At 68.5% G+C, this 18,599-nt stretch carries 15 protein-coding genes and 1 pseudogene; 8 read left to right on the forward strand and 8 right to left on the reverse strand.

Features of this window, described 5'->3' with window-relative positions; all coding sequences use genetic code 11:
* Window positions 1–15 precede the first annotated feature (15 nt).
* From ABIB29_RS03255 to ABIB29_RS03265, 3 genes are all read left to right on the forward strand, one after another.
* Entirely contained in the window at window positions 16–1,194 is a 1,179-nt protein-coding gene (locus ABIB29_RS03255; protein ID WP_354169975.1) for an exonuclease SbcCD subunit D, read from the forward strand.
* Window positions 1,191–4,295, forward strand: a complete 3,105-nt coding sequence (locus ABIB29_RS03260) for an AAA family ATPase (protein WP_354169977.1) — start codon at window positions 1,191–1,193, stop codon at window positions 4,293–4,295. The genes ABIB29_RS03255 and ABIB29_RS03260 overlap by 4 nt, the downstream gene beginning before the upstream one ends.
* Before the next feature lie 135 nt (window positions 4,296–4,430).
* Window positions 4,431–5,858 (forward strand): MFS transporter, encoded by a 1,428-nt coding sequence (locus ABIB29_RS03265; protein WP_354169979.1) that lies wholly within the window; start codon window positions 4,431–4,433, stop codon window positions 5,856–5,858.
* Here the strand turns inward: ABIB29_RS03265 and ABIB29_RS03270 are convergent.
* The 3 genes and pseudogenes from ABIB29_RS03270 to ABIB29_RS03280 all read right to left on the reverse strand — a co-directional run.
* Window positions 5,848–6,081, reverse strand: a pseudogene (locus ABIB29_RS03270) (VOC family protein); the annotation flags it as partial. The gene ABIB29_RS03265 and the pseudogene ABIB29_RS03270 overlap by 11 nt on opposite strands.
* 76 nt (window positions 6,082–6,157) lie before the next feature.
* Window positions 6,158–7,660 carry a 5-carboxymethyl-2-hydroxymuconate semialdehyde dehydrogenase gene (gene hpaE / locus ABIB29_RS03275; protein WP_354169981.1) on the reverse strand — a complete coding sequence of 501 codons (1,503 nt, stop codon included), beginning with the start codon at window positions 7,658–7,660 and terminating at the stop codon, window positions 6,158–6,160.
* Between the two features lie 116 nt (window positions 7,661–7,776).
* On the reverse strand, window positions 7,777–8,493 hold the full coding sequence (locus ABIB29_RS03280; RefSeq protein ID WP_354169983.1) for an IclR family transcriptional regulator: 717 nt from the start codon (window positions 8,491–8,493) through the stop codon (window positions 7,777–7,779).
* A gap of 193 nt (window positions 8,494–8,686) precedes the next feature.
* Here ABIB29_RS03280 and ABIB29_RS03285 point away from each other — a divergent pair, with 193 nt between their 5' ends.
* The 3 genes from ABIB29_RS03285 (at window position 8,687) to ABIB29_RS03295 (ending at window position 12,314) form a co-directional block, all read left to right on the forward strand.
* Window positions 8,687–9,223, forward strand: a complete 537-nt coding sequence (locus tag ABIB29_RS03285; protein WP_354169985.1) for a flavin reductase family protein — start codon at window positions 8,687–8,689, stop codon at window positions 9,221–9,223.
* Between the two features lie 89 nt (window positions 9,224–9,312).
* Window positions 9,313–10,767: a 4-hydroxyphenylacetate 3-monooxygenase, oxygenase component gene (hpaB, locus tag ABIB29_RS03290; RefSeq protein ID WP_354169987.1), complete on the forward strand. Its 1,455-nt coding sequence runs from the start codon at window positions 9,313–9,315 to the stop codon at window positions 10,765–10,767.
* A 191-nt stretch (window positions 10,768–10,958) separates the two neighbouring features.
* Entirely contained in the window at window positions 10,959–12,314 is a 1,356-nt protein-coding gene (locus tag ABIB29_RS03295; RefSeq protein WP_354169989.1) for an MFS transporter, read from the forward strand.
* Between the two features lie 125 nt (window positions 12,315–12,439).
* Here ABIB29_RS03295 and ABIB29_RS03300 read toward each other — a convergent pair whose 3' ends face one another.
* The gene (locus ABIB29_RS03300) at window positions 12,440–13,096 is read right to left on the reverse strand and encodes a phosphoribosyltransferase (protein ID WP_354169991.1); all 657 of its coding nucleotides are present in this window, start codon (window positions 13,094–13,096) and stop codon (window positions 12,440–12,442) included.
* Between the two features lie 195 nt (window positions 13,097–13,291).
* Between ABIB29_RS03300 and ABIB29_RS03305 the strand changes: the two genes are divergently transcribed.
* Together ABIB29_RS03305 and ABIB29_RS03310 are read left to right on the forward strand one after the other, a co-directional pair.
* Window positions 13,292–14,599 carry a WXG100 family type VII secretion target gene (locus ABIB29_RS03305; protein WP_354169993.1) on the forward strand — a complete coding sequence of 436 codons (1,308 nt, stop codon included), beginning with the start codon at window positions 13,292–13,294 and terminating at the stop codon, window positions 14,597–14,599.
* A 104-nt stretch (window positions 14,600–14,703) separates the two neighbouring features.
* Window positions 14,704–15,111, forward strand: coding sequence for a hypothetical protein (locus ABIB29_RS03310; protein WP_354169995.1), 408 nt, complete (start codon window positions 14,704–14,706; stop codon window positions 15,109–15,111).
* Between the two features lie 105 nt (window positions 15,112–15,216).
* Here ABIB29_RS03310 and ABIB29_RS03315 read toward each other — a convergent pair whose 3' ends face one another.
* The 4 genes from ABIB29_RS03315 to ABIB29_RS03330 are packed head-to-tail and all read right to left on the reverse strand — an operon-like array spanning window position 15,217 to window position 18,474.
* Complete coding sequence (locus ABIB29_RS03315) at window positions 15,217–16,044, reverse strand: alpha/beta fold hydrolase (RefSeq protein WP_354169997.1); 828 nt, start codon at window positions 16,042–16,044, stop codon at window positions 15,217–15,219.
* A 4-nt stretch (window positions 16,045–16,048) separates the two neighbouring features.
* Window positions 16,049–16,378, reverse strand: a complete 330-nt coding sequence (locus ABIB29_RS03320; RefSeq protein WP_056426240.1) for a biotin/lipoyl-containing protein — start codon at window positions 16,376–16,378, stop codon at window positions 16,049–16,051.
* On the reverse strand, window positions 16,371–17,411 hold the full coding sequence (locus ABIB29_RS03325) for an alpha-ketoacid dehydrogenase subunit beta (protein WP_354170000.1): 1,041 nt from the start codon (window positions 17,409–17,411) through the stop codon (window positions 16,371–16,373). Before ABIB29_RS03325 ends, ABIB29_RS03320 begins: the two co-directional genes overlap by 8 nt.
* A complete protein-coding gene (locus ABIB29_RS03330) occupies window positions 17,404–18,474 on the reverse strand; it encodes a thiamine pyrophosphate-dependent enzyme (RefSeq protein ID WP_354170002.1) in 1,071 nt (356 codons plus the stop codon). Before ABIB29_RS03330 ends, ABIB29_RS03325 begins: the two co-directional genes overlap by 8 nt.
* Window positions 18,475–18,599: the final 125 nt, after the last annotated feature.

Here is an 18,599-nt window from a genome sequence, read left to right on the forward strand (position 1 = left end):
CGATACCGTAGGAACATGCGGTTATTGCACACTTCGGACTGGCATCTGGGCAGGTCCTTCCACGGCGTCGGGATGCTGGATGCCCAACGCGCGTTCGTCGACCAGCTCGTCACCTTCGTCCGGGACGAGTCGGTCGACGTCGTCCTGATCGCCGGCGACGTCTACGACCGCGCCCTGCCCGGAGTCGACGTCGTCCGCCTGCTCGACGACGCCCTGGTGGGCCTGACCGGTGCCGGCGCGCAGGTGGTGCTGACCAGCGGCAACCACGACTCGGCCATCCGGCTCGGCTTTGCCTCCCGGCTGCTGGAGCGCGGGGGAGTGCACCTTCGGACCCGGCTCAACGAGCTGGACCAGCCCGTGCTCTTCCCGCTCGACGCTGCTGACCCGGACGCCGGACCGGTGCTCGCCGTCTACGGCATTCCCTGGCTGGAACCGCGGCTCGTGGCCGAACAGCTCGGCGTGGACACCGCCAGCCACTTCGAGGTGACCCGGGCCGCCACCGCCCGGATCCGGACCGATCTTGCAGCCCTGGCCGGAACCCGGACCGTCCATTCCGTGGTGCTGGCGCACACCTTTGCCAGCGGCGGGATCAGTTCGGACAGCGAACGGGACCTCAGCATCGGCGGCGTCGGCGCCGTCCCGCTGGACCTCTTCGACGGCTTCGGCTACACGGCGCTGGGCCACCTGCACGGCCGGCAGGAGCTCTCTCCCACCGTTCGCTATTCGGGTTCGCCGCTCGCGTACTCCTTCTCCGAAGCGCAGCACCGGAAAGGCAGCTGGCTCCTGGACGTCGACGCGGCCGGCGTCAGCGGAATCAGCGAGGTGCTGTGGGAGGCACCCCGAACCCTGGCCGTGCTGCGGGGGAAGCTGGAGGAACTGCTCCAGGCGGAGGAGCACGCCTGGGCCGAATCCGCCTACTGCCAGATCACCCTGACCGACGCCCAGCGGCCGGCGCAGGCGATGGAACGGCTGCGCTCGCGGTTTCCCGACACCCTGGTGCTGGGGTTCGACCCGGAAGGTGCCGGCGCCGCGGCTAAAACCAGCTACAGCAGCAGGCTCGCCGAGGCCGAGGACGACCTGTCCATCTGCTGCGGTTTCCTCGAGCACGTCCGTGGCAGAGCTGCCGACGACGGTGAGGCTGCGGTCCTCGCCGACGCCCTGGAATCCGTCCGGCTGGAAGGAATTTCGCTGTGAGGATCCACCGTCTGGAGATCTCCGCTTTCGGGCCCTTCGCCGGCACCGAACACATCGATTTTGACCGGCTGAGCGCCCACGGGCTGTTCCTGCTGAACGGTCCCACAGGAGCCGGCAAGACCAGCGTCCTGGACGCCATCTGCTTCGCGCTCTACGGTTCGGTTCCGGGGGCGCGGCAGGACGGCAAACGGCTGCGCAGCGACCACGCCGAGGCTGCCGCCGAGCCCCGCGTCACCTGCGAGTTCTCCGCCCGCGGCCGGCACTTCGAAGTCTCCCGCTCTCCGGCCTGGGACAAGCCCAGCGCCCGGGGCCGGAACGGCTTCACCGTGCAGCAGGCCAACACCCTGCTCCGCGAACGTATCGACGGCGAATGGATCGAAAAGTCCGGCCGCAACGACGAAGCCGGCGCCGAGATCGCCGACGTCCTTGGCATGAACCGGGAACAGTTCACCCGCGTCGTGATGCTGCCGCAGGGCGACTTCGCCGCCTTCCTGCGGTCCAAGGCCGCCGACCGGCTCGAGCTGCTGCAGAGCCTCTTCGGCACCCAGCGTTTCGAGGCCGTCGAACAGGAACTCGGCCGGAAGGCACAGGCCGCCCGCGCCGAGGTGGCCACCCTTAACGGCCAGCTCGAGCTCCTGCTCGCCCAGGCGGAAGCCGAAACGGCCGCGTTGGAGCCCGACACAGCAGCTGCCCCGGACCGCGCCGACCCGGACTCCTTCCTCAGCTGGCTGCAGGTGCATGCCGGGACCGCCGCAGAACTGCGCCGCGCGACCGCACTGGAGGCCGAGGGGCTGCGCGCCGTCAGCCTGTCCGCCCGGGACACAGCGACAGCGCGCGCTGCCCGGCAAGCGAAGCTGGCCGCAGCCGAACGCCGGCGCTCCGACGCCGGGGCCGCGGCCCCGGCAGTCGCCGCCAGGAAAAAACAGCTGGGGCTGCACCGCCAGGCCGAAGTTCTCAGCGGCCAACTGCACGCGGTGGATAGTGCCGGTACAGCCGAGCAACTGGCCGCCGCCGCCATGGCAGCCGCCGCGGAGGAACTGCGCACCGCCGCCCTCACGGACCCTGAACTCGCCGCGTTGCGCGACGGGACCCCGGACCGCATCCCGGGCCCGGTGTCCGGTGACCCGCTCAGCAGCGCCGGCGGCGCCGGCATCTCCACCTACGACGGCGACGCCCTCCGCTCCGCGCTGGGCGGACTTCGCTCACTGCGTGCGGTGCTGGACGAGCGGCTGCCCGACGAAGCCAGACTCAGCGGACTCCGGAACCGCACCACCGGGCTGCGCCTCAGCCTGGCGAAGCTGGAAGAAGGACGGACCACCGGGGCTGCTGTCCTGGCCGCCCTGCGCCAGGAATCCGACGCCCTGCTCGCCGGGTTGCGTCCGCTCGAAGAACTCGCCGCCGAGGTGCAGTTGCGGACGAAGGAAGCAGCCGCTGCGGAGGAACTGCTGGTCCTGGTCCGGCGCTACGCCGCGGCCGAGACGAACTGCGGAGCCGTCGCCGGACGCCACGGCCGCGCCCGGGAGGAGTACCAGGACCGGCGCCAGCGCTGGCTCGATCTCCGCGAGGAACGGCTGGCCAACGCTGCCGCGGAACTCGCGTCCCAGCTGCGGCCCGGCGTCCCGTGTGCCGTGTGCGGCAGCCCCGAACACCCGGCACCCGCCGCGGCCGCGGCCTCCGCCCTGACCGTGGCCGAGGCCGAGGAATCCGCGCAGCAGGCCTGCGAAGCTGCGGAGGCCGCCCTGGCAGCGCTCGACCGCGAACTCTCCGATGCACAGCAGGACGTGGCCGTGCTGGCGGCCCAGGGAGGCAACACCGCGCCCGAGGACGCCACCCTTGAGGCCGCCCTGGCCAAGGAACGTGCCGCCGAGGCACGCCGCGGGGCGGCGGAACTCGCTGCCAACCGCGCACGGCACACCGAACTGGAAGAGGAGACCGCCGGCACCGAACGGGACCAGGCGGCCGCGGCGGCAAACATCGCCCAGACCGAATCCGCCCTCACGGAAGTCCGGGAGCAGGCCGATGCCCTCGAACTGGCCCTCGAGAAACTCCGGGCGGGCCACGCGGTCCTGGCCGATCGAATCGCGGCGCTGGACGGCACCGCCGCCGTACTGGAACGCGCCGATGCAGCGCGGTCGCGGCTGGAACAGGCCGCCACCCGTTCCGAAGAGGCCCGGCTGCAGTTGGAGCTGGCGCTTCCGGGCACCGGCTTCGAGTCCGCGGACGCGGCCCGGTCCGTGCTGCTTCCGGCCGCGGACGCTGCGGCACTGGAAGCCGCCGTCCGCGCCGGGCAGGACGAAGCTGCCCGGATCGAGGAACTCTTCGCCAGCGAGGAACTTGTGCTGGCCGCCCACGAACTGGAAGCGCAGGGGCCTCTCGCCGAGGGACTCGTGGAGCAGCTCCGCGCAGACGCTGCTGCGGCGGAACGCTCAGCCCGGGACGCGGACCTCGCGGCCGGTCTGGCGGAAAAATCCGTGCGGACCCTGGGTGCCATCGGCGCCAACTATGCGCAGCTTGCAGAGTCCGGCCGGGAACCGCGCGAACGGGCGCAGCTGCTGACCGCCGTCGCCGACGCGGCCCGCGGCGCGGGAGACAACACCTACCGTATGAGCCTGAACAGTTACGTGCTCGCCGCGAGGCTTGAACAAGTGGCAGTGGCGGCCTCGGAGCGGCTGATCGGGATGAGCGACGGCCGCTACACCCTGCAGCACACGGACGCCAAGGCGGCCCGCGGCGCGAAATCCGGTCTCGGCCTGGAGGTGGTGGACGAATGGACCGGGCAGCGGCGCGACACCGCAACGCTGTCCGGCGGCGAGTCCTTCATGGCGTCGCTCGCTCTGGCCCTCGGGCTGGCGGATGTGGTGCAGCAGGAATCCGGCGGCGTGGACATCGAGACGCTGTTCGTGGATGAGGGCTTCGGCAGCCTCGACGAGCAGGCCCTCGAGCAGGTCATGGATGCGCTGGAGGGGCTCCGGGACGGCGGCCGCGTCGTCGGCCTGGTGAGCCACGTGGGGGAAATGAAACAGCGCATCGGCACGCAACTCCAGGTGGTCAAGGGACGCAACGGTTCCACCCTGCACATTTCCGACGACGCCCCAGTCTGACCCGCCCGCGCGGGCCTGGCCGCCACAGCCGCCGGTCCTGCGCCAACAGGTGCCGGTGCCGCTACACTTGGAGAGTTACCGGGTCGCGCGCATCGGGAGGAGGGACGATGCGCACCATTGAACGAACCCGGAATCATGACCCTTTCAACGCCGTCCCAGGCGCCCGTTTCCGCGGCGCCCCATCGTCCTGAAAACGCTGTTGCCCTCACCGGGCGTTCCCCTGCGCCGGGACCCGCCCCGGCACCGCCGGAACCGCCGGCACGCGGGCGGTATGCCCGCCTGCCGCTGCTGGCCGGCCGAAGCTTCATCCCGATCGGGATCTTCGCCCGTCTCCCGCTCGCCATGCTCACGGTTGGAGCCCTGACCCTGGTCACCGCCGTCACCGGATCCTTCGCAGTTGGCGGCATGTCGGCCGGCGCCGTCGGCATCGGCTCGGCGCTCGGCGCCCCCGTCATCGGTGCACTGGCGGACCGTCAGGGCCAGCGCCCCGTGCTGGTCGTGGCCGCAATTTTCAACACCGTCGCCGTCATCGCACTGATTCTCGCCGCTTACCTGGTCCCCGGCGGACAGGACCTGGCAGCCGCCCTCCCGGTCCTGGTGGCCGGCTTCGTTGCCGGTGCCAGCTGCCCGCAGGTGGGACCGCTGGCCCGGGTCCGCTGGATGGCTCTGACCGCCCGCGGCGGACGCACTGCCAACCCCGCAGACCTGGACACGGCACTGTCCTACGAAAGCACCGCCGACGAACTGACCTTTGTCCTGGGCCCGGCACTGGTGGGAATCCTCGCCAGCCTGGCCGCACCGTGGCTCCCGCTCGCCCTCGCCGCGGCGCTGACCATCACCCTCGTACCGGCCTTCGCCGTGCACCCCACGCATCATGCGGTGGTCCGGACGCCTGCGCGGACCGTGGCCGGTGCCGCCCGGGAGAAAAAGCGCCGGGCGTCCCTCCCGGCCGGACAGCGCGCGGGCGCCTTCGCCGCCGTCGCCCTTCCCGTGCTGGCCATGGTCTGCATGGGCACGTTCTTCGGCTCCACCCAGACCTCGCTGAGTTCCTTCTCCGCCAGCTTCGCCACCTCGGAACTGGCCGGCCTGCTCTACGCGGTGATGGGGCTGAGTTCGGCCGCGGCGGCCCTGTCGGTGGCCTACTGGCCCCAGCGGTTCACGGCCAACGCCCGCTGGCTGGCCTGCGCGGCGCTGATGGCAGGACTGGCGTTGCTGCTGTTGCTGCCCTCGACGGCGCTGCCCATGATCCTTGTGCTCCTGGTCCTGGGCCTCCCGGTGGGACCACTGATGGTCACGGTCTTTGCGATCGGCGGAGTCGTCGCCCCGGCTGGAAAACTGGGCACGGTCATGACCGCGCTGGCCAGCGGCATCGTGGCCGGCACCGCGATCGGCTCGTCCATCGCGGGACAGCTGGCGCAGCACCACGGCTATTCCACGGCGTTCCTGGTGCCGGTGTGCGCCGCCACGGCATTGTTCCTGCTGGGAACGGCGGCCGCCGTCGTGCTCCAGCAGCGGAACAGGACAGCGGCCGCAACGGAGGCTACAGCTGTGACCCGAGCCTGAAGCCGCGCTCCTCGCCGGGCTCCCGGGTGTAGGCGAAGCCGTCCAGCCGGACCAGTGCCTCGGCCTTGTCCACATCCCCGGGGGTGCGGACACGGTAGGCGAACGCCGCGGCGGCGGCTACCGGTCCCTTGCGCAGCACCAGGTTGTGGTGGATGAATTCCTCCAGGGAGCGCAGGTAGATGGCATCCTCGTCCTCGTAGGGGACGTGCAGGCCGAGCAGGTCGGGGTGATGATGTCATTGGCCATGATCGGGACTCCTCATGGAGTGTGGAGCAGCAGTGGGTGCCAGGGCAGGGGCGCTACTGCGCCGAGGCGCCGAATTTGGGGGTGTGGACGGTGCCGAGGGTGATGTGCACGGCCTGCTGGTCGGTGTAGAAATCGATCGAGCGGTATCCGCCCTCGTGGCCCAGGCCGGAGGACTTGACCCCGCCGAACGGCGTGCGCAGGTCGCGGACGTTGTGGCTGTTGAGCCAGACCATGCCGGCTTCGAGGTTCTGTGAGAAGTTGTGCGCCCGGGTCAGGTCGTTGGTCCAGACATAGCCGGCCAGCCCGTACCGGGTGTTGTTCGCCAGGGCCAGGGCTTCGGCGTCGTCCGCGAACGGCGTGATGGCAACGACGGGGCCGAAGATCTCCTCCTGGAAGATCCGCGCGTCCGGGGCGACGTCGGCGAACACGGTGGGCTCGATGTAGTTGCCGGTCGGGAGGTGGTCCGGGCGGCCGCCGCCGGCGAGCAGCCGGCCCTCGGACTTGCCGATCTCCACGTACCGGGCCACCTTGTCGTAGTGCTCCGGGTGGACCAGGGCGCCCACCTCGGTCTTGGGGTCGTGCGGGTCGCCGACGACGATGTTCTTCGCGCGGGCGGCGTACTTCCCGCAGAATTCCTCGTAGATATCCTGGTGGACGAGGATGCGGGAGCCGGCGGTGCAACGCTCGCCGTTGAGCGAGAAGACCCCGAACAAGGTGGAGTCGATCGCGGCGTCGAGGTCCGCGTCGGCGAAGATGATGGCCGGGCTCTTGCCACCGAGCTCCATGGACAGGCCTTTGAGGTTCTCCGCGGCGTTGCGGAAGATGGTCTTGCCGGTGGTGGTCTCGCCGGTGAAGGAGATCAGTGGGACGTCAGGGTGTTTGACGAGCGCGTCGCCGGCTTCCTCGCCGAGGCCGTTGACCAGGTTGAACACACCGTCCGGGAGGCCGGCGTCCTTGAAGATCTGCGCCCAGAGCGAGGCGGAGAGCGGCGTGAACTCGGCGGGCTTGAGGACCACGGTGTTGCCGGTGGCCAGCGCGGGCGCCAGCTTCCAGGACTCCAGCATGAACGGGGTGTTCCAAGGTGTGATGAGGCCGGCGACGCCGATCGGCTTGCGGTTCACGTAGTTGATCTGCGCGCCGGGGACCTTCATGGCGTCGTCGAACTGTGCCACGATGAGGTCCGCGAAGAAGCGGAAGTTCTCCGCCGCCCGCAGCGCCTGGCCCTTGGCCTGGGTGATCGGCAGGCCGGTGTCGAAGGTCTCCAGCTGGGCCAGCCGGGACTCCTGGGCTTCGACGGCGTCGGCGATCTTGTTCAGGATGCGGGCGCGTTCCCGCGGCTTCATCTTCGGCCACGGGCCGTTGACGAACGCTTCCCGGGCGGCGGCGACGGCGAGGTCGATGTCCTCCTGCTGGCCGGCCGCCGCGGTGGCGTAGATTTCGTTGGAGACCGGGTCCAGCACATCGAAGGTCCTGCCACTGACGGAATCGACGAATTCACCGTCGATGTAGTGGCGAATCCGTGTCGGAAGGTCGTCTGGAATGTAGTGCTCAGCCATCACATCTCCTCATTGAGTATGAAATCGTATACGATACAAACTGCCTGAGACCGCCCTGCTTGTCAAGCATTCCCCGGAACGAGCTCCGCGGGCGGCGGGGGAGTGCCCCGTCGCTGTCAGCCCAGCTGGCTCTCGATGCGCCGGGCACTCGCGGACAGGGCCGCGGCGACCTCCCCCGGATCCTTCGCGGCGCGGATATACACCACGGCGAGAGCCGCCGGCCGGCCGCCCGGAACCCGGATCGGTACGGCCAGCGAGGAGACGCCTGAGATGACCTCGTCATGGCTGGCGGCATAACCGCGGCGGCGCGCCTCGGCCGCTTCGGCCCGGTAGGGGATGCCGGGTGCGGCGGTGGCCCATTCCTCTTCAGAGAGCGCCGACTGGATCGCGATGCCGGGGGCGCCGGCGCTGATCGGATGCCGGGAGCCGGGATGCTGGACCACGGTGGCGCCGGTGTGGCGCGGATCCACGGTGACCAGCGTGACGCATTCCGCGTGGTCCCAGACGGCAACGAAAGCGCTCATCGTCAGCGCATTGGCGAGCTGGGTGAGCTCCGGCAGCGCCGCCGTCTGCAGGTTCCGCGAGACCCCCCGGGCCAGGACGGCGAGGCCAGGGCCGGGCTGGACCCGGCCGCCGTCGTCGCGCACCAGCAGGGAGTGGTCTTCAAGAGTGCGGAGGATGCGGTAGGCCACGGAGCGGTGCACCCCCATGGCGTCGGCCAGTTCGGCGATGGTGAGCGGGTGCTGGGCGTCGGCCAGGATTTCCAGGGCGCGGATGCCGCGTGACAACGTTTGGGACGGGGAAGCCTGGGCGCTGCCGGCGGTCGGGGTCATGTGTCCATCCTAGGTGCGGGCGGCGGGGGAGCCTGGAGGCGCCGTCCGGCCCTTGTGCTTCGTCTCACGGTGCGTTAGCGTTCTATATGGGAACTACTTGTTCGATTATAGAACTTGCAGGGACGAAATGCACCCCTGGCAAGACAAAGCGCACCCCCAGCCAACAGCCGTCACCCAACGCAAGGGATCAGTGATGATTGCCAAGCCCCGCACCGGGCCTGTCCCGGTTGTTCCGGGCCGCACGTCCGGCGCCCGGGGCCACTCCTTCCGCGGCAGCCTGGGCCGGTTCGCCACCGGAGTGGCGATCGTGACCTTTGACGGTTCCACGAAGCGCCACGGTATCACCGTCAATTCCTTCACCTCCGTGTCCATGGAGCCGCCCCTGGTGCTCGTGAGCATCGCCCGCACCGCGAAGGCCCACGACGAGCTCGCCGGCCGGCCGTTCACGGTTAACATCCTGGGCGCGGAGCAGCAGCACCTCGCGCTGCACTTTGCCGGCCGTCCCGGACCAGAGCCGCTCTGGGTGGAGGGCGGGACGTCCCCGCGGCTCTCGCATGTGCTGGCCTACTTTGAGTGCAAGCCCTGGGCGGCGTACGACGGCGGGGACCACACCCTCTATATCGGTGAGGTCGTGGACTTCAACTACCGCACCGGCGATGCGCTGGCGTACGCGAACAGCACCTTCACCACCATCCCGGAGAGCCAGCTGGGCATGGAGGACCTGCTCTGAGGCCCCGCAACGCCCGGCCCCGCGGCGGCCCGGCCTGAGGCCTCCGCACCCGCTTTCGACTCAGCTCAACGATGACTGGAGAAACCACAATGGGTATCCGTACCGGACAGCAGTACCTGGACAAACTCAACGCCATGACGCCCCACGTGGTGATCGACGGTGAGGTTGTCAGCGAAAAGATCGCCGAGCACCCCGCGTTCCGCAACGTGGCGCGTTCCTACGCCAAGCTCTTCGACATGCAGCATGACCCGAAATACCAGGACGCACTGACGTACACCTCGCCCACCAGCGGCGACCTTGTCAACGCGTCTTTCCTGGTGCCGAAGACCGTCGGGGACCTCACGCGCCGCCGCCGCGCCATTTCGACCTGGGCCGAGTCCTCCAACGGTTTCCTGGGCCGTTCCGGCGACTACATGAACTCCTCGCTCACCGCCCTCAGCACGGCCGGCAAGTGGTTTTCCCAGGCCGATCCCAAGTTCGGCGAGAATATCCGCAACTACTATGAGTGGGCCCGGGAAAACGACGTCCTCGCCACGCACACCCTGATCCCGCCGCAGGTCAACCGCTCCGTCTCCGGCTCCGAACAGCTCGGCGGCCAGCTGTCAGCCCGGATTGTCGAGGAGCGTGAGGACGGCATCGTCATCCACGGCGCCCGGATGCTGGCCACCATCGCCCCGATCGCGGACGAGCTGCTCGTCTTCCCCTCCACAGTGCTCCGCGGCACGCCGGAGGACGCCCCGTACTCCTACGCCTTCGCCATCCCCAACGACGCGCCGGGCCTGCGCTACCTGTGCCGCACCTCGCTGTACAACGGCGGCAGCACCCACGACGAGCCGCTCGCCTCCCGGTACGAGGAAATGGACGCCGTCGCGATCTTCGACCATGTCTTCGTTCCCAACGAGCGCATCTTCATGCTCGGCAACCCGCAGCTGTGCAACGGCTTCTACTCCGAAACCGGCGCCGGCGCCCTCATGACCCACCAGGTGGTCACCCGCACCATCGCCAAGAGCGAGTTCTTCCTCGGCCTGGCCTCTGAACTCGCCGACTCGATCGGCATCGACGGATTCCAGCACATCCAGGAGGACATCGCGGAACTGATTGTCGACGTCGAAATCGGCCGCGCGCTGGTCCGGGCCTCCGAGGCGGATGCGGAACTCAACGAGGCCGGCGTGATGCTGCCGAAGTGGTCCACGCTGAACGCCGCGCGCAACTGGTACCCGAAGGTCGCCCAGCGCTTCCCGCAGATCATCCGCAAGTTCTCCGCCTCCGGCCTGATGGCGCTGCCCGGCGAAGCGGACGTCAACAGCGACGCCCGTGCCGACATCGAGATGTACCTGCAAGGCAAGTCGCTGACCGGCCCGGAGCGCGTCCGGCTGTTCAAGCTGGCCTTCGACGCCTCGGTCTCCGGCTTCTCCGGCAGGCAGTCGCTGTACGAATACTTCTTCTTCGGCGATCCGGTCCGGATGGCCGGCGCGATGGTGAACAGCTACGACCGCGGGCCCGTCCGGGCCCGGGTGAGGGAGTTCCTGCACCGCACCGACTGACCGCCGGAGAGGGACTTTGCCGTCTTTTTGGCGGCGGCAAAGCTTTTTTCCCAGGATGTGTGCCCAATCACACAATCCATAGTAAGATGCTGAATACTAACTGACCGTTCGATCAGTAAATGCTAGAGGCATTCAGTTATCCCATCGCACCCACCCCGGGCAGTACCTCTGCCCCCAGCAACGGAGTTCCAATGACCGCAACTTCAAGTGTCGATTCTGAGGCGGGCCCCAGCAGCAAGCATGAGGAACGCAAGGTCCTCGCGGGCACCCTGGTCGGGACCACCATCGAGTGGTACGACTTTTTCATCTTCGCCCAGCTGACGGCAACGCTGCTGTCCCCGCTGTTCCTGGCGCCGCTGAATGCGTCCAACCCCGGCCTGGCGCAGATCCTGTCCTTTGCCCTCATCGGCATCAGCTTCCTGTTCCGCCCGCTCGGCGCCATCGTCGCCGGCCACCTGGGTGACCGCCTCGGGCGCAAGGCGATGCTGGTCTTCACCCTCGTCATGATGGGTGCCGCCACGGCGCTGATCGGCATGCTGCCGACCTACGCCCAGATCGGCGTCTGGGCGCCGGTCCTGCTGATCCTCCTCCGCGTCGTCCAGGGCTTCTCCGCCGGCGGTGAATGGGGCGGCGCCGCCCTGATGGCCGTCGAGCACGCTCCCAAGAGCAAGCGCGGCCTGTTCGGCGCGTACCCGCAGATCGGTGTTCCGGTCGGTATGATCCTCGCCACCGGCCTGCTCTACTTCCTCAACACCAGCATGTCCAAGGAAGACTTCGCTTCCTGGGGCTGGCGTGTGCCGTTCCTGCTCTCCATCGTGCTGATCGTCGTCGGCTACCTGATCCGCCGCGCCGTGGCCGAGAGCCCCGTCTTCAAGGAGATGCAGGACCGCAAGGAAGAGAGCAAGGCTCCGCTCGGAGAGCTCATCCGCAAGCACAAGAAGGCCGTCCTCTACTCGACGATGATCTTCATCGGCAACAACGCTGCCGGCTACCTGCTGATCGCGTTCTTCATCTCCTACGCCACCAAGTCCCTGAAGATGCCCGTCGCGCAGATCCTGCTGGCCACCACGCTGGCTTCCTTCGGCTGGCTGATCTTCACCCTGGTCGGCGGCTGGCTGTCGGACAAGATCGGCCGCGTCAAGACCTTCCTGATCGGCTACGGCATCGTCTTCGCCTGGATGATCCCGATGTTCGCCCTGATCGATACCAAGAACATCCTGCTCTACGGCGTCGCGCTGTTCGTCCTGACCATCGGCCTGGGCCTGTCCTACGGTCCGATGTCCGCGATGTACGCCGAGATGTTCCCGGCGAACGTGCGCTACTCGGGCATCTCGATCGGCTACGCCTTCGGCGCCATCCTGGGTGGTGCGTTCGCGGCCACCATCGCGGAGGCCCTGCTGCAGGGCACCGGCTGGACCGGTTCCATCGGCATCTACATCATGATCCTCTGCGTTATCTCCGCAGTCGGCGTCCTGCTGGCCGGGGAAACCAAGGGCCGCCCGCTCGGCGTCAGCCACGGCGCAACGGATGAAGCGGCAAGGCACTAACAACAGTCAAGCCAGGAGGGGTGCGGGCCGCAAGGTCCGCGCCCCTCCCGGCTTTAACCCGAGGCGGGGCGCTCCGCGCCCATCCGCCCCCTCCGGACGGGCCGTCTCTGACCCCGGGTTGCTGTTCAGCCGGCCCGGGCGCCGAGCAGCCGGACGACGTCGTCGTCCCGCACCTGCCGGAAGGCGCGGTAATAACTGCCGACGGCGCGGAACTGGCCGGGGATGAAGAGGCTGAAGACGGCGTCGGCGAGCTGCTGCAGGGACGCCTGTGCCTCCAGGGAAGCAACCGGAACCGCGACGACGACGGTTGCCGCACCGGCCGCCCGCACGGCCTCGACGGCGGCCCGCATCGTCGCTCCGGTGGCCATCCCGTCGTCGGTCACGATCACGGTTTTGGCTGCCAGCGGCAGCCTCGGCCCCGGGTAGACCCCGCTGCGGCGCTCCAGTTCCGCCTGCTCGAACCTCACAACCTCGTCGAGTGCAGACTGCGGAATCCCCAGCTCGAGAAGCTCGTCCACGAAGGGCCGGTTCAGTACCCGCACCACCCGGCCGTTGACAGCGGCCAGCGCACCGAAGGCCGTTTCCCGGTGCCCGGGGATCCCCAGCTTGCGGACCGGAAGCACGTCCCAGGGCAGCTGGAGTGCTGCGGCGGCCCCGGCGGCAACCGTGACACCGCCGCGCGCGAGGCCCAGCACCACAGCGTCCGGGCGTCCGCGGAACTGGGGAAGCGCGGCGGCCAGGAGCCTGCCTGCCTGCTCGCGGTCGGTGAAGCGCATGCCCATGGAGACACACCTCTTTCGGTTCCGGCCCCTTCTGCTGCGGCCAGCCTACGTCCGGCGGGGTAGCCGCGCGAGATGGGTGCCTGGCGTGGTGCGGGGGAGTTCTATCCATCCATCGAATGGAAAAACGGCTGTAGCATGTCCATGGGTTGGCCGTTCCGGCCGACCCGTCAACGTGGGAATGACCGGGGAGAATCCATGGCCGGAAGCTTTTACGGCGCGGATGTGGCGCAGCTGCGCATTCTGGCGTCGCAGGCCGGAAGCAGCGCCCTGACCCTCGGCGGCCTCCACCGCCGCCTGGCCTCGGAGCTTGCGGCGTCGGGGCACTGGCAGGGGAACGACGCCCGAACGTTCCGAACGGACTGGGAAACCAGCCATTCGCGTTCCATGATTCGGGCCGTCCAGCTGCTGGAGAAGATGCAGCGCGAGCTCACGGCCAACGCTGACCAGCAGGAAAGTGCCAGCGGAGCTGCAGGCGGTCCGTCCCCTTCACCCGGTGTTGCCGCGCCGACGGCTGAACTCGCCACACCGGCCGCGCTGGGATCGATGTCCCCCCGGCAAGTCCACGAGTGGTGGAACGGCCTCAGCGCAAGCCAGAAGTCGGAATTTGCCCGGCTCTATCCCTTCGCGGCCGGCAACACCGACGGACTCCCTGTCACGGCCAGGATCGAGGCGAACCGACTGGCCGCCGAAAGCCGCCTGGCCATCCTGGAGCAGGACGGAAAAGGCTGGACGGAGGAAGCCGAGTACCTGAAGAGCACGGTGGAGGGAGGGATCGATCTCGTGGCCTACGATCCTGCGAAGGGTAATCTCATTGAGATGATCGGCGACTACGACGGACACACCACGACGGTCCTGACCTATGTTCCGGGAACGTTTGCCACGGCAGGCGACTTCTACGGCGGAACGGCCCAGAAAATGGCAGCGTTCCTGCAGCAGTCGGATCCGGACGGCAGCACGGCGGCCTTTGTCTACAAGAACAGTGAGTTCCCCCAGGACCAGACGTTCGTGCAGTCGGCGGACAAGACCTTCGGGGAGCAGGCCGGCCGGAAGCTGGCGGACTTCGAAGAAGGTCTCGCCGTGCAGAACCCGCCCGGCGCACGCACGGTGGCGGTGTCCCACAGTTGGGGCGAAGCTGCGGTAGCGTCGTCTGAAATGTACGGGACACATTACGACCAACAGGTCTCCCTTTCCGGGGCCTGGATGCCGGACGGCTGGAAGGCCGATCCGGAGACCGAGTACCACCATTTCGCCTATGACTTTGACGCGCTGGCCACCGCGCAGCGCCTCGGCCTCGTGGGCGGGAACTACCCGCTGGAGGATCCGGCGTTTACGAAGCACATCTACGATGACCCGGCCCGGAACTATCAGGTCGGCCCGGTAAAGATCACGACGGACCCGATGGCCAAGATAGACAACCACAGCCTGATCGCCAGCGCTCAGGATGCCAGGAACCGTGAGGCCCGCGAGGACATTGCCCGCGTGGTCTTTGGCGGCCGCAAGTGAACACCGCCAGACGTCCCCCACGATTGTCCTTCGCCCTATCAGTCCTCTGCCTGGCAGCCTCACTGGCAGCCTGCGCACCCGCTACCGAACCCCGGAGCCCCAGCATGGATCTTGCCACCGCCAAACAGTCCACCCGTGCGCAGCAGGACGAGCTGCTCTCGGTGGTCCCCACCGTGGCTGTATCGACGACGAAGCAGACCGAGACCTCCCGCGCCCTCTTCGAGTGCGAGGCCGGCGGCTACTACTGGCCGGGCACCCTGGATATCGTCCTCAGCGAAGACGCCGACGGCGCGGCCCTGCTGGAGCAGATCAAAGCTGACTGGTCTGCCAAGAGCGGCTGGACCGTCAGGGACAAGACGAGCGTCAACGGCGACCCGGAACTGGTGATCGTGAGTGAGGAAGGTTACCGGCACTCGATCGAGTTCAGTCCGGAGCGGAACGCGCTTAACGTCCTGTCCTCCTCCGCATGCTTCCAGATGGAGGGAAAGCCCAAGTCGGGCATCGACTACTAGAACCCAACAACGTCCCCACAAAAACAATGCGGGGTCACTTGCCGCCCTTCCGCGTCGTCCGGAGGGGCGGCAAGTGACCCCGCGTTGTCTTGAGGCGCCGGGAGATCAGACGCCCAGGAAGCTGATGGCCCCCTGCTTGAACGCGCGGCTGGTGATGGCGTTGCTGTGGTTCCGGCCCGGCAGGACCAGCTGCTCGACCATGGCGCCCGCCTTCGCGCCCAGGGCCGCGAGTTCCGGCATCGACGCGGCGCGCCCGTCCTTCTCCCCGGCCACCAGCAGCATCGGCATGTGCGGCACGGCCTCGGCGGGGTCGAACGGCTCGCTCTTGATGGCCTCCACGAGGGACAGCAACGAGAAGATGTTGTTGCTGGGCAGCATCTGGGCCATCTTCAGCAGGCCGGCGGTGGACGCGTCGGCGATCGGCGTGCCGTCAGCCAGATAGCGCTGCGCGGCAACGAGGTCGAAGTCGGCCAGCGGATCGGCGACGTTGGGCCCGCCCAGGACCAGCCGGTGCACCAGCTCGTGCTGGGTGGCGCCGAACTCCCAGGCGAGCCGGGAGCCGAGCGAGTAGCCGACCAGGTCCAGTCCGCTGGACGGGTCACCGTCACGCAGGGGGCGGACGCCGGCGTCGAACGCGATCTGCAGCAGATCCGCGCGGATCCTGCTGGGCGTGTAGGAGTCCATGTCCTCGGGGGCGCCGCTGCGGCCGTGGCCGGGCAGATCCACGGTGATAACGCGGCGGCCGGCCTCCAGCAGCGCGGTGAGCCAGCCGGTGTCCTCCCAGTTGAGCTTGGAGGAGGAGGAGAAGCCGTGCAGCAGCAGCACCGGGCGCAGTCCGGCGTCGGACCCGGGCTCGTGCACCCCGACGTACAGCTGCGGGTCGGTGCCCTCGACGGTATGGGAATGCTGTTCGCCGGTGTGTCTGCCGCTCATGGTGTCAGTCCTCATCAAGTACGGCGCTCAGGCGGACCCGGCGCTTCGGTGCCTCTTCCTTCGGGACCGTGCCCACAATGCCGGCGGTGTTGTCCGGCACTTCAAACACAATCAGGGGCTCGCCGACATTGATCTTGTCACCGGGCCCGCCGTGGATACGCACCACTTTACCTGCCTGAGGACTGGGCAATTCAACGGCTGATTTGGTGGTCTCGACCTCAACGAGGGGCTGGTTGCGCTCGACCTGGTCGCCCGGGGCCACGAGCCATTCCAGCACGGTTGCCTCGATCAGGCCCTCGCCGAGGTCCGGGAGCGGGAAGGAAATTTCAGCCACGTTTGTACTCCAATACTCGCTGGATCCCGAAGAGGATCCGGTCAATGTTCGGGATGTATTCGTCTTCCAGGTCCCCCGAGGGGTACGGGACATCGAAGCCGGTGACCCGTTCCACCGGGGCCCTGAGCGTGTCGAAGCAGCTCTGGGTGATCAGCTGGGCCACCTCGGCGCCCAGGCCGGAGGTGAGCGGCGCTTCGTGGACGACGACGGCGCGGCGCGTCTTGCGCACGGAGGCGGCCAGTGCCGCGGCGTCGATCGGCTTGAGCCAGCGCAGGTCAAGGACCTCGATGTCGATCCCGTCCTCGGCGGCGAGTTCGGCCACCTGGAGGCAGCGGGCCACCATGGCGCCCCACGCGACGAGGGTGAGGTGCCGGCCTTCACGCATGACCTTCGCGCCGGTGGGGGAGCCGCCGGCTGCATCGTGGCTGGTGACGTCCACCTCGCCCTTCTGCCAGTAACGCGACTTCGGCTCCATGAAGATCACCGGGTCCGGCCGCGTCGCGGCGTACTTGAGCAGGTGGTAGGCCTCGTGCGGGTTCGACGGCGAGACCACCTTGAGGCCGGGCACGTGTGCGAAGAGTGCCTCGAGGCTTTCGCCGTGGTGTTCGGGGGCGCGGATGCCGCCGAAGCTGGGAACCCGCAAGGTGATGGGCATCGGCATGGTGCCGCGGCTGCGGTAGTTCATCCGGGCGATCTGGCAGACAATCTGGTTGATGGCCGGGTAGGCGAAGCCGTCGAACTGGACCTCCGGGATGGGGTGGAAGCCGGCCATGGCCAGGCCCACAGACATGCCGAGGATGCCGGATTCCGCCAGCGGCGTGTCGAAGACGCGCTGCTCGCCGTGTTTGGCCTGCAGGCCGTCGGTGATGCGGAAGACACCGCCGAGCCGGCCGCAGTCCTCCCCGAAGATCAAGGTCTTCGGGTTTTCGGCGAGCACCTCGTCGAGGGCCCGGTTGAGGGCCTGCTGCATGGACATGGTCTCGGTCGCGGTAGCATCCACAGCGGTTGCGCCTTCGAGTATCGAGTTAGACATGTTCGGACTCCTCGCGCCAGTTGGCGGCCTGGGCCTGCAGGGCAGGGGTAGTTTCCTGGAAGACCAGGTCAAACATTTCAGTGCCGGGGCGGGAGCCCAGCGCCTGGATGCCGGTGCGGATCTGTTCCTCCTCGGCTTTGGCCGCGGCGAGGGCCTCGGCGAAAAAGGCCTCGTCGGCAATGCCGTCGGCGAGCAGACGCTGCCGGAGGCGCTCGAGCGGGTCGGTGCCGGCGCCGTCGCGCTCCTCATCGAGCGAGCGGTAGCGTCCCGGATCATCCGAGGTGGAGTGCGGGCCGCGGCGGTAGGTCATGGCCTCGAGGAGCACGGGGCCGTTCCCGGCCCGGGCGTGCGCGAAGGCGCGGCGGGTGGCCCCGACGACGGCGACGACGTCGTCGCCGTCGATCTGCAGGGCCGGCATGCCGTAGCCGGCGGCGCGGGCGGCGACGGAGCCGCCGGCCACCTGCCGTTCGGTGGGAACCGAGATCGCCCAGCCGTTGTTCTGGACAAAGAACACCACGGGGGCCTTCATGACTGCGGCGAAGTTCAGGGCCTCGTGGACATCGCCCTGGGAGGAGGCGCCGTCGCCGAAGTAGGTGAGCGCGACGCCGAGTTTGCCGTCGGCATTTGCAGCGTTTGTCCCGGCGTTGCCGGCGGCCAGCGTCTGGCCGTGGGCCCAGCCGACGGCGTGCAGCACGGAGCCGGCCACGACGGCCTGGATCGGGGCGAGCCGGGATTCCTGCGGGTCATAAAGGCCGCCGTGCCAGGTGGCCTTGTGGGTGGCCATGTACGCCACCATGTCCACGCCCATGGTGCGGGCCACGCCCATCTCACGGTAGGTGGGGAAAACGAAGTCCCGGGTGGTGTCCACGGCATAGCCGCTGCCCACCTGGGCGGCCTCTTGGCCGAGTTCGGGCGCGTAGCCGGGGATGATGCCCTGGCGTTGCCAGGCGATGGCCGAGGTATCGAGGTGGCGGACCGCCACCATCAGCGAATAGAGCTCGCGGAGCTGGGCGGGAGTGAGCGGTTCGGCGGCATCGCCGGAAGCCGCGGGAAGAGTGTCCATGGCTGTGACCCTAGTCACCCGCCATGCGCTGTGCAATCAGCCGTGGAATCACTGACCAGACTGCACAAGAGTGCCAGCCGGACTGGCGCCGGGCCTGACAGTTTGTGCAGTCTGGTCAGTTGTGG

The organism is Arthrobacter sp. UYEF36, from assembly GCF_040547025.1.
GTDB lineage: Bacteria > Actinomycetota > Actinomycetes > Actinomycetales > Micrococcaceae > Arthrobacter.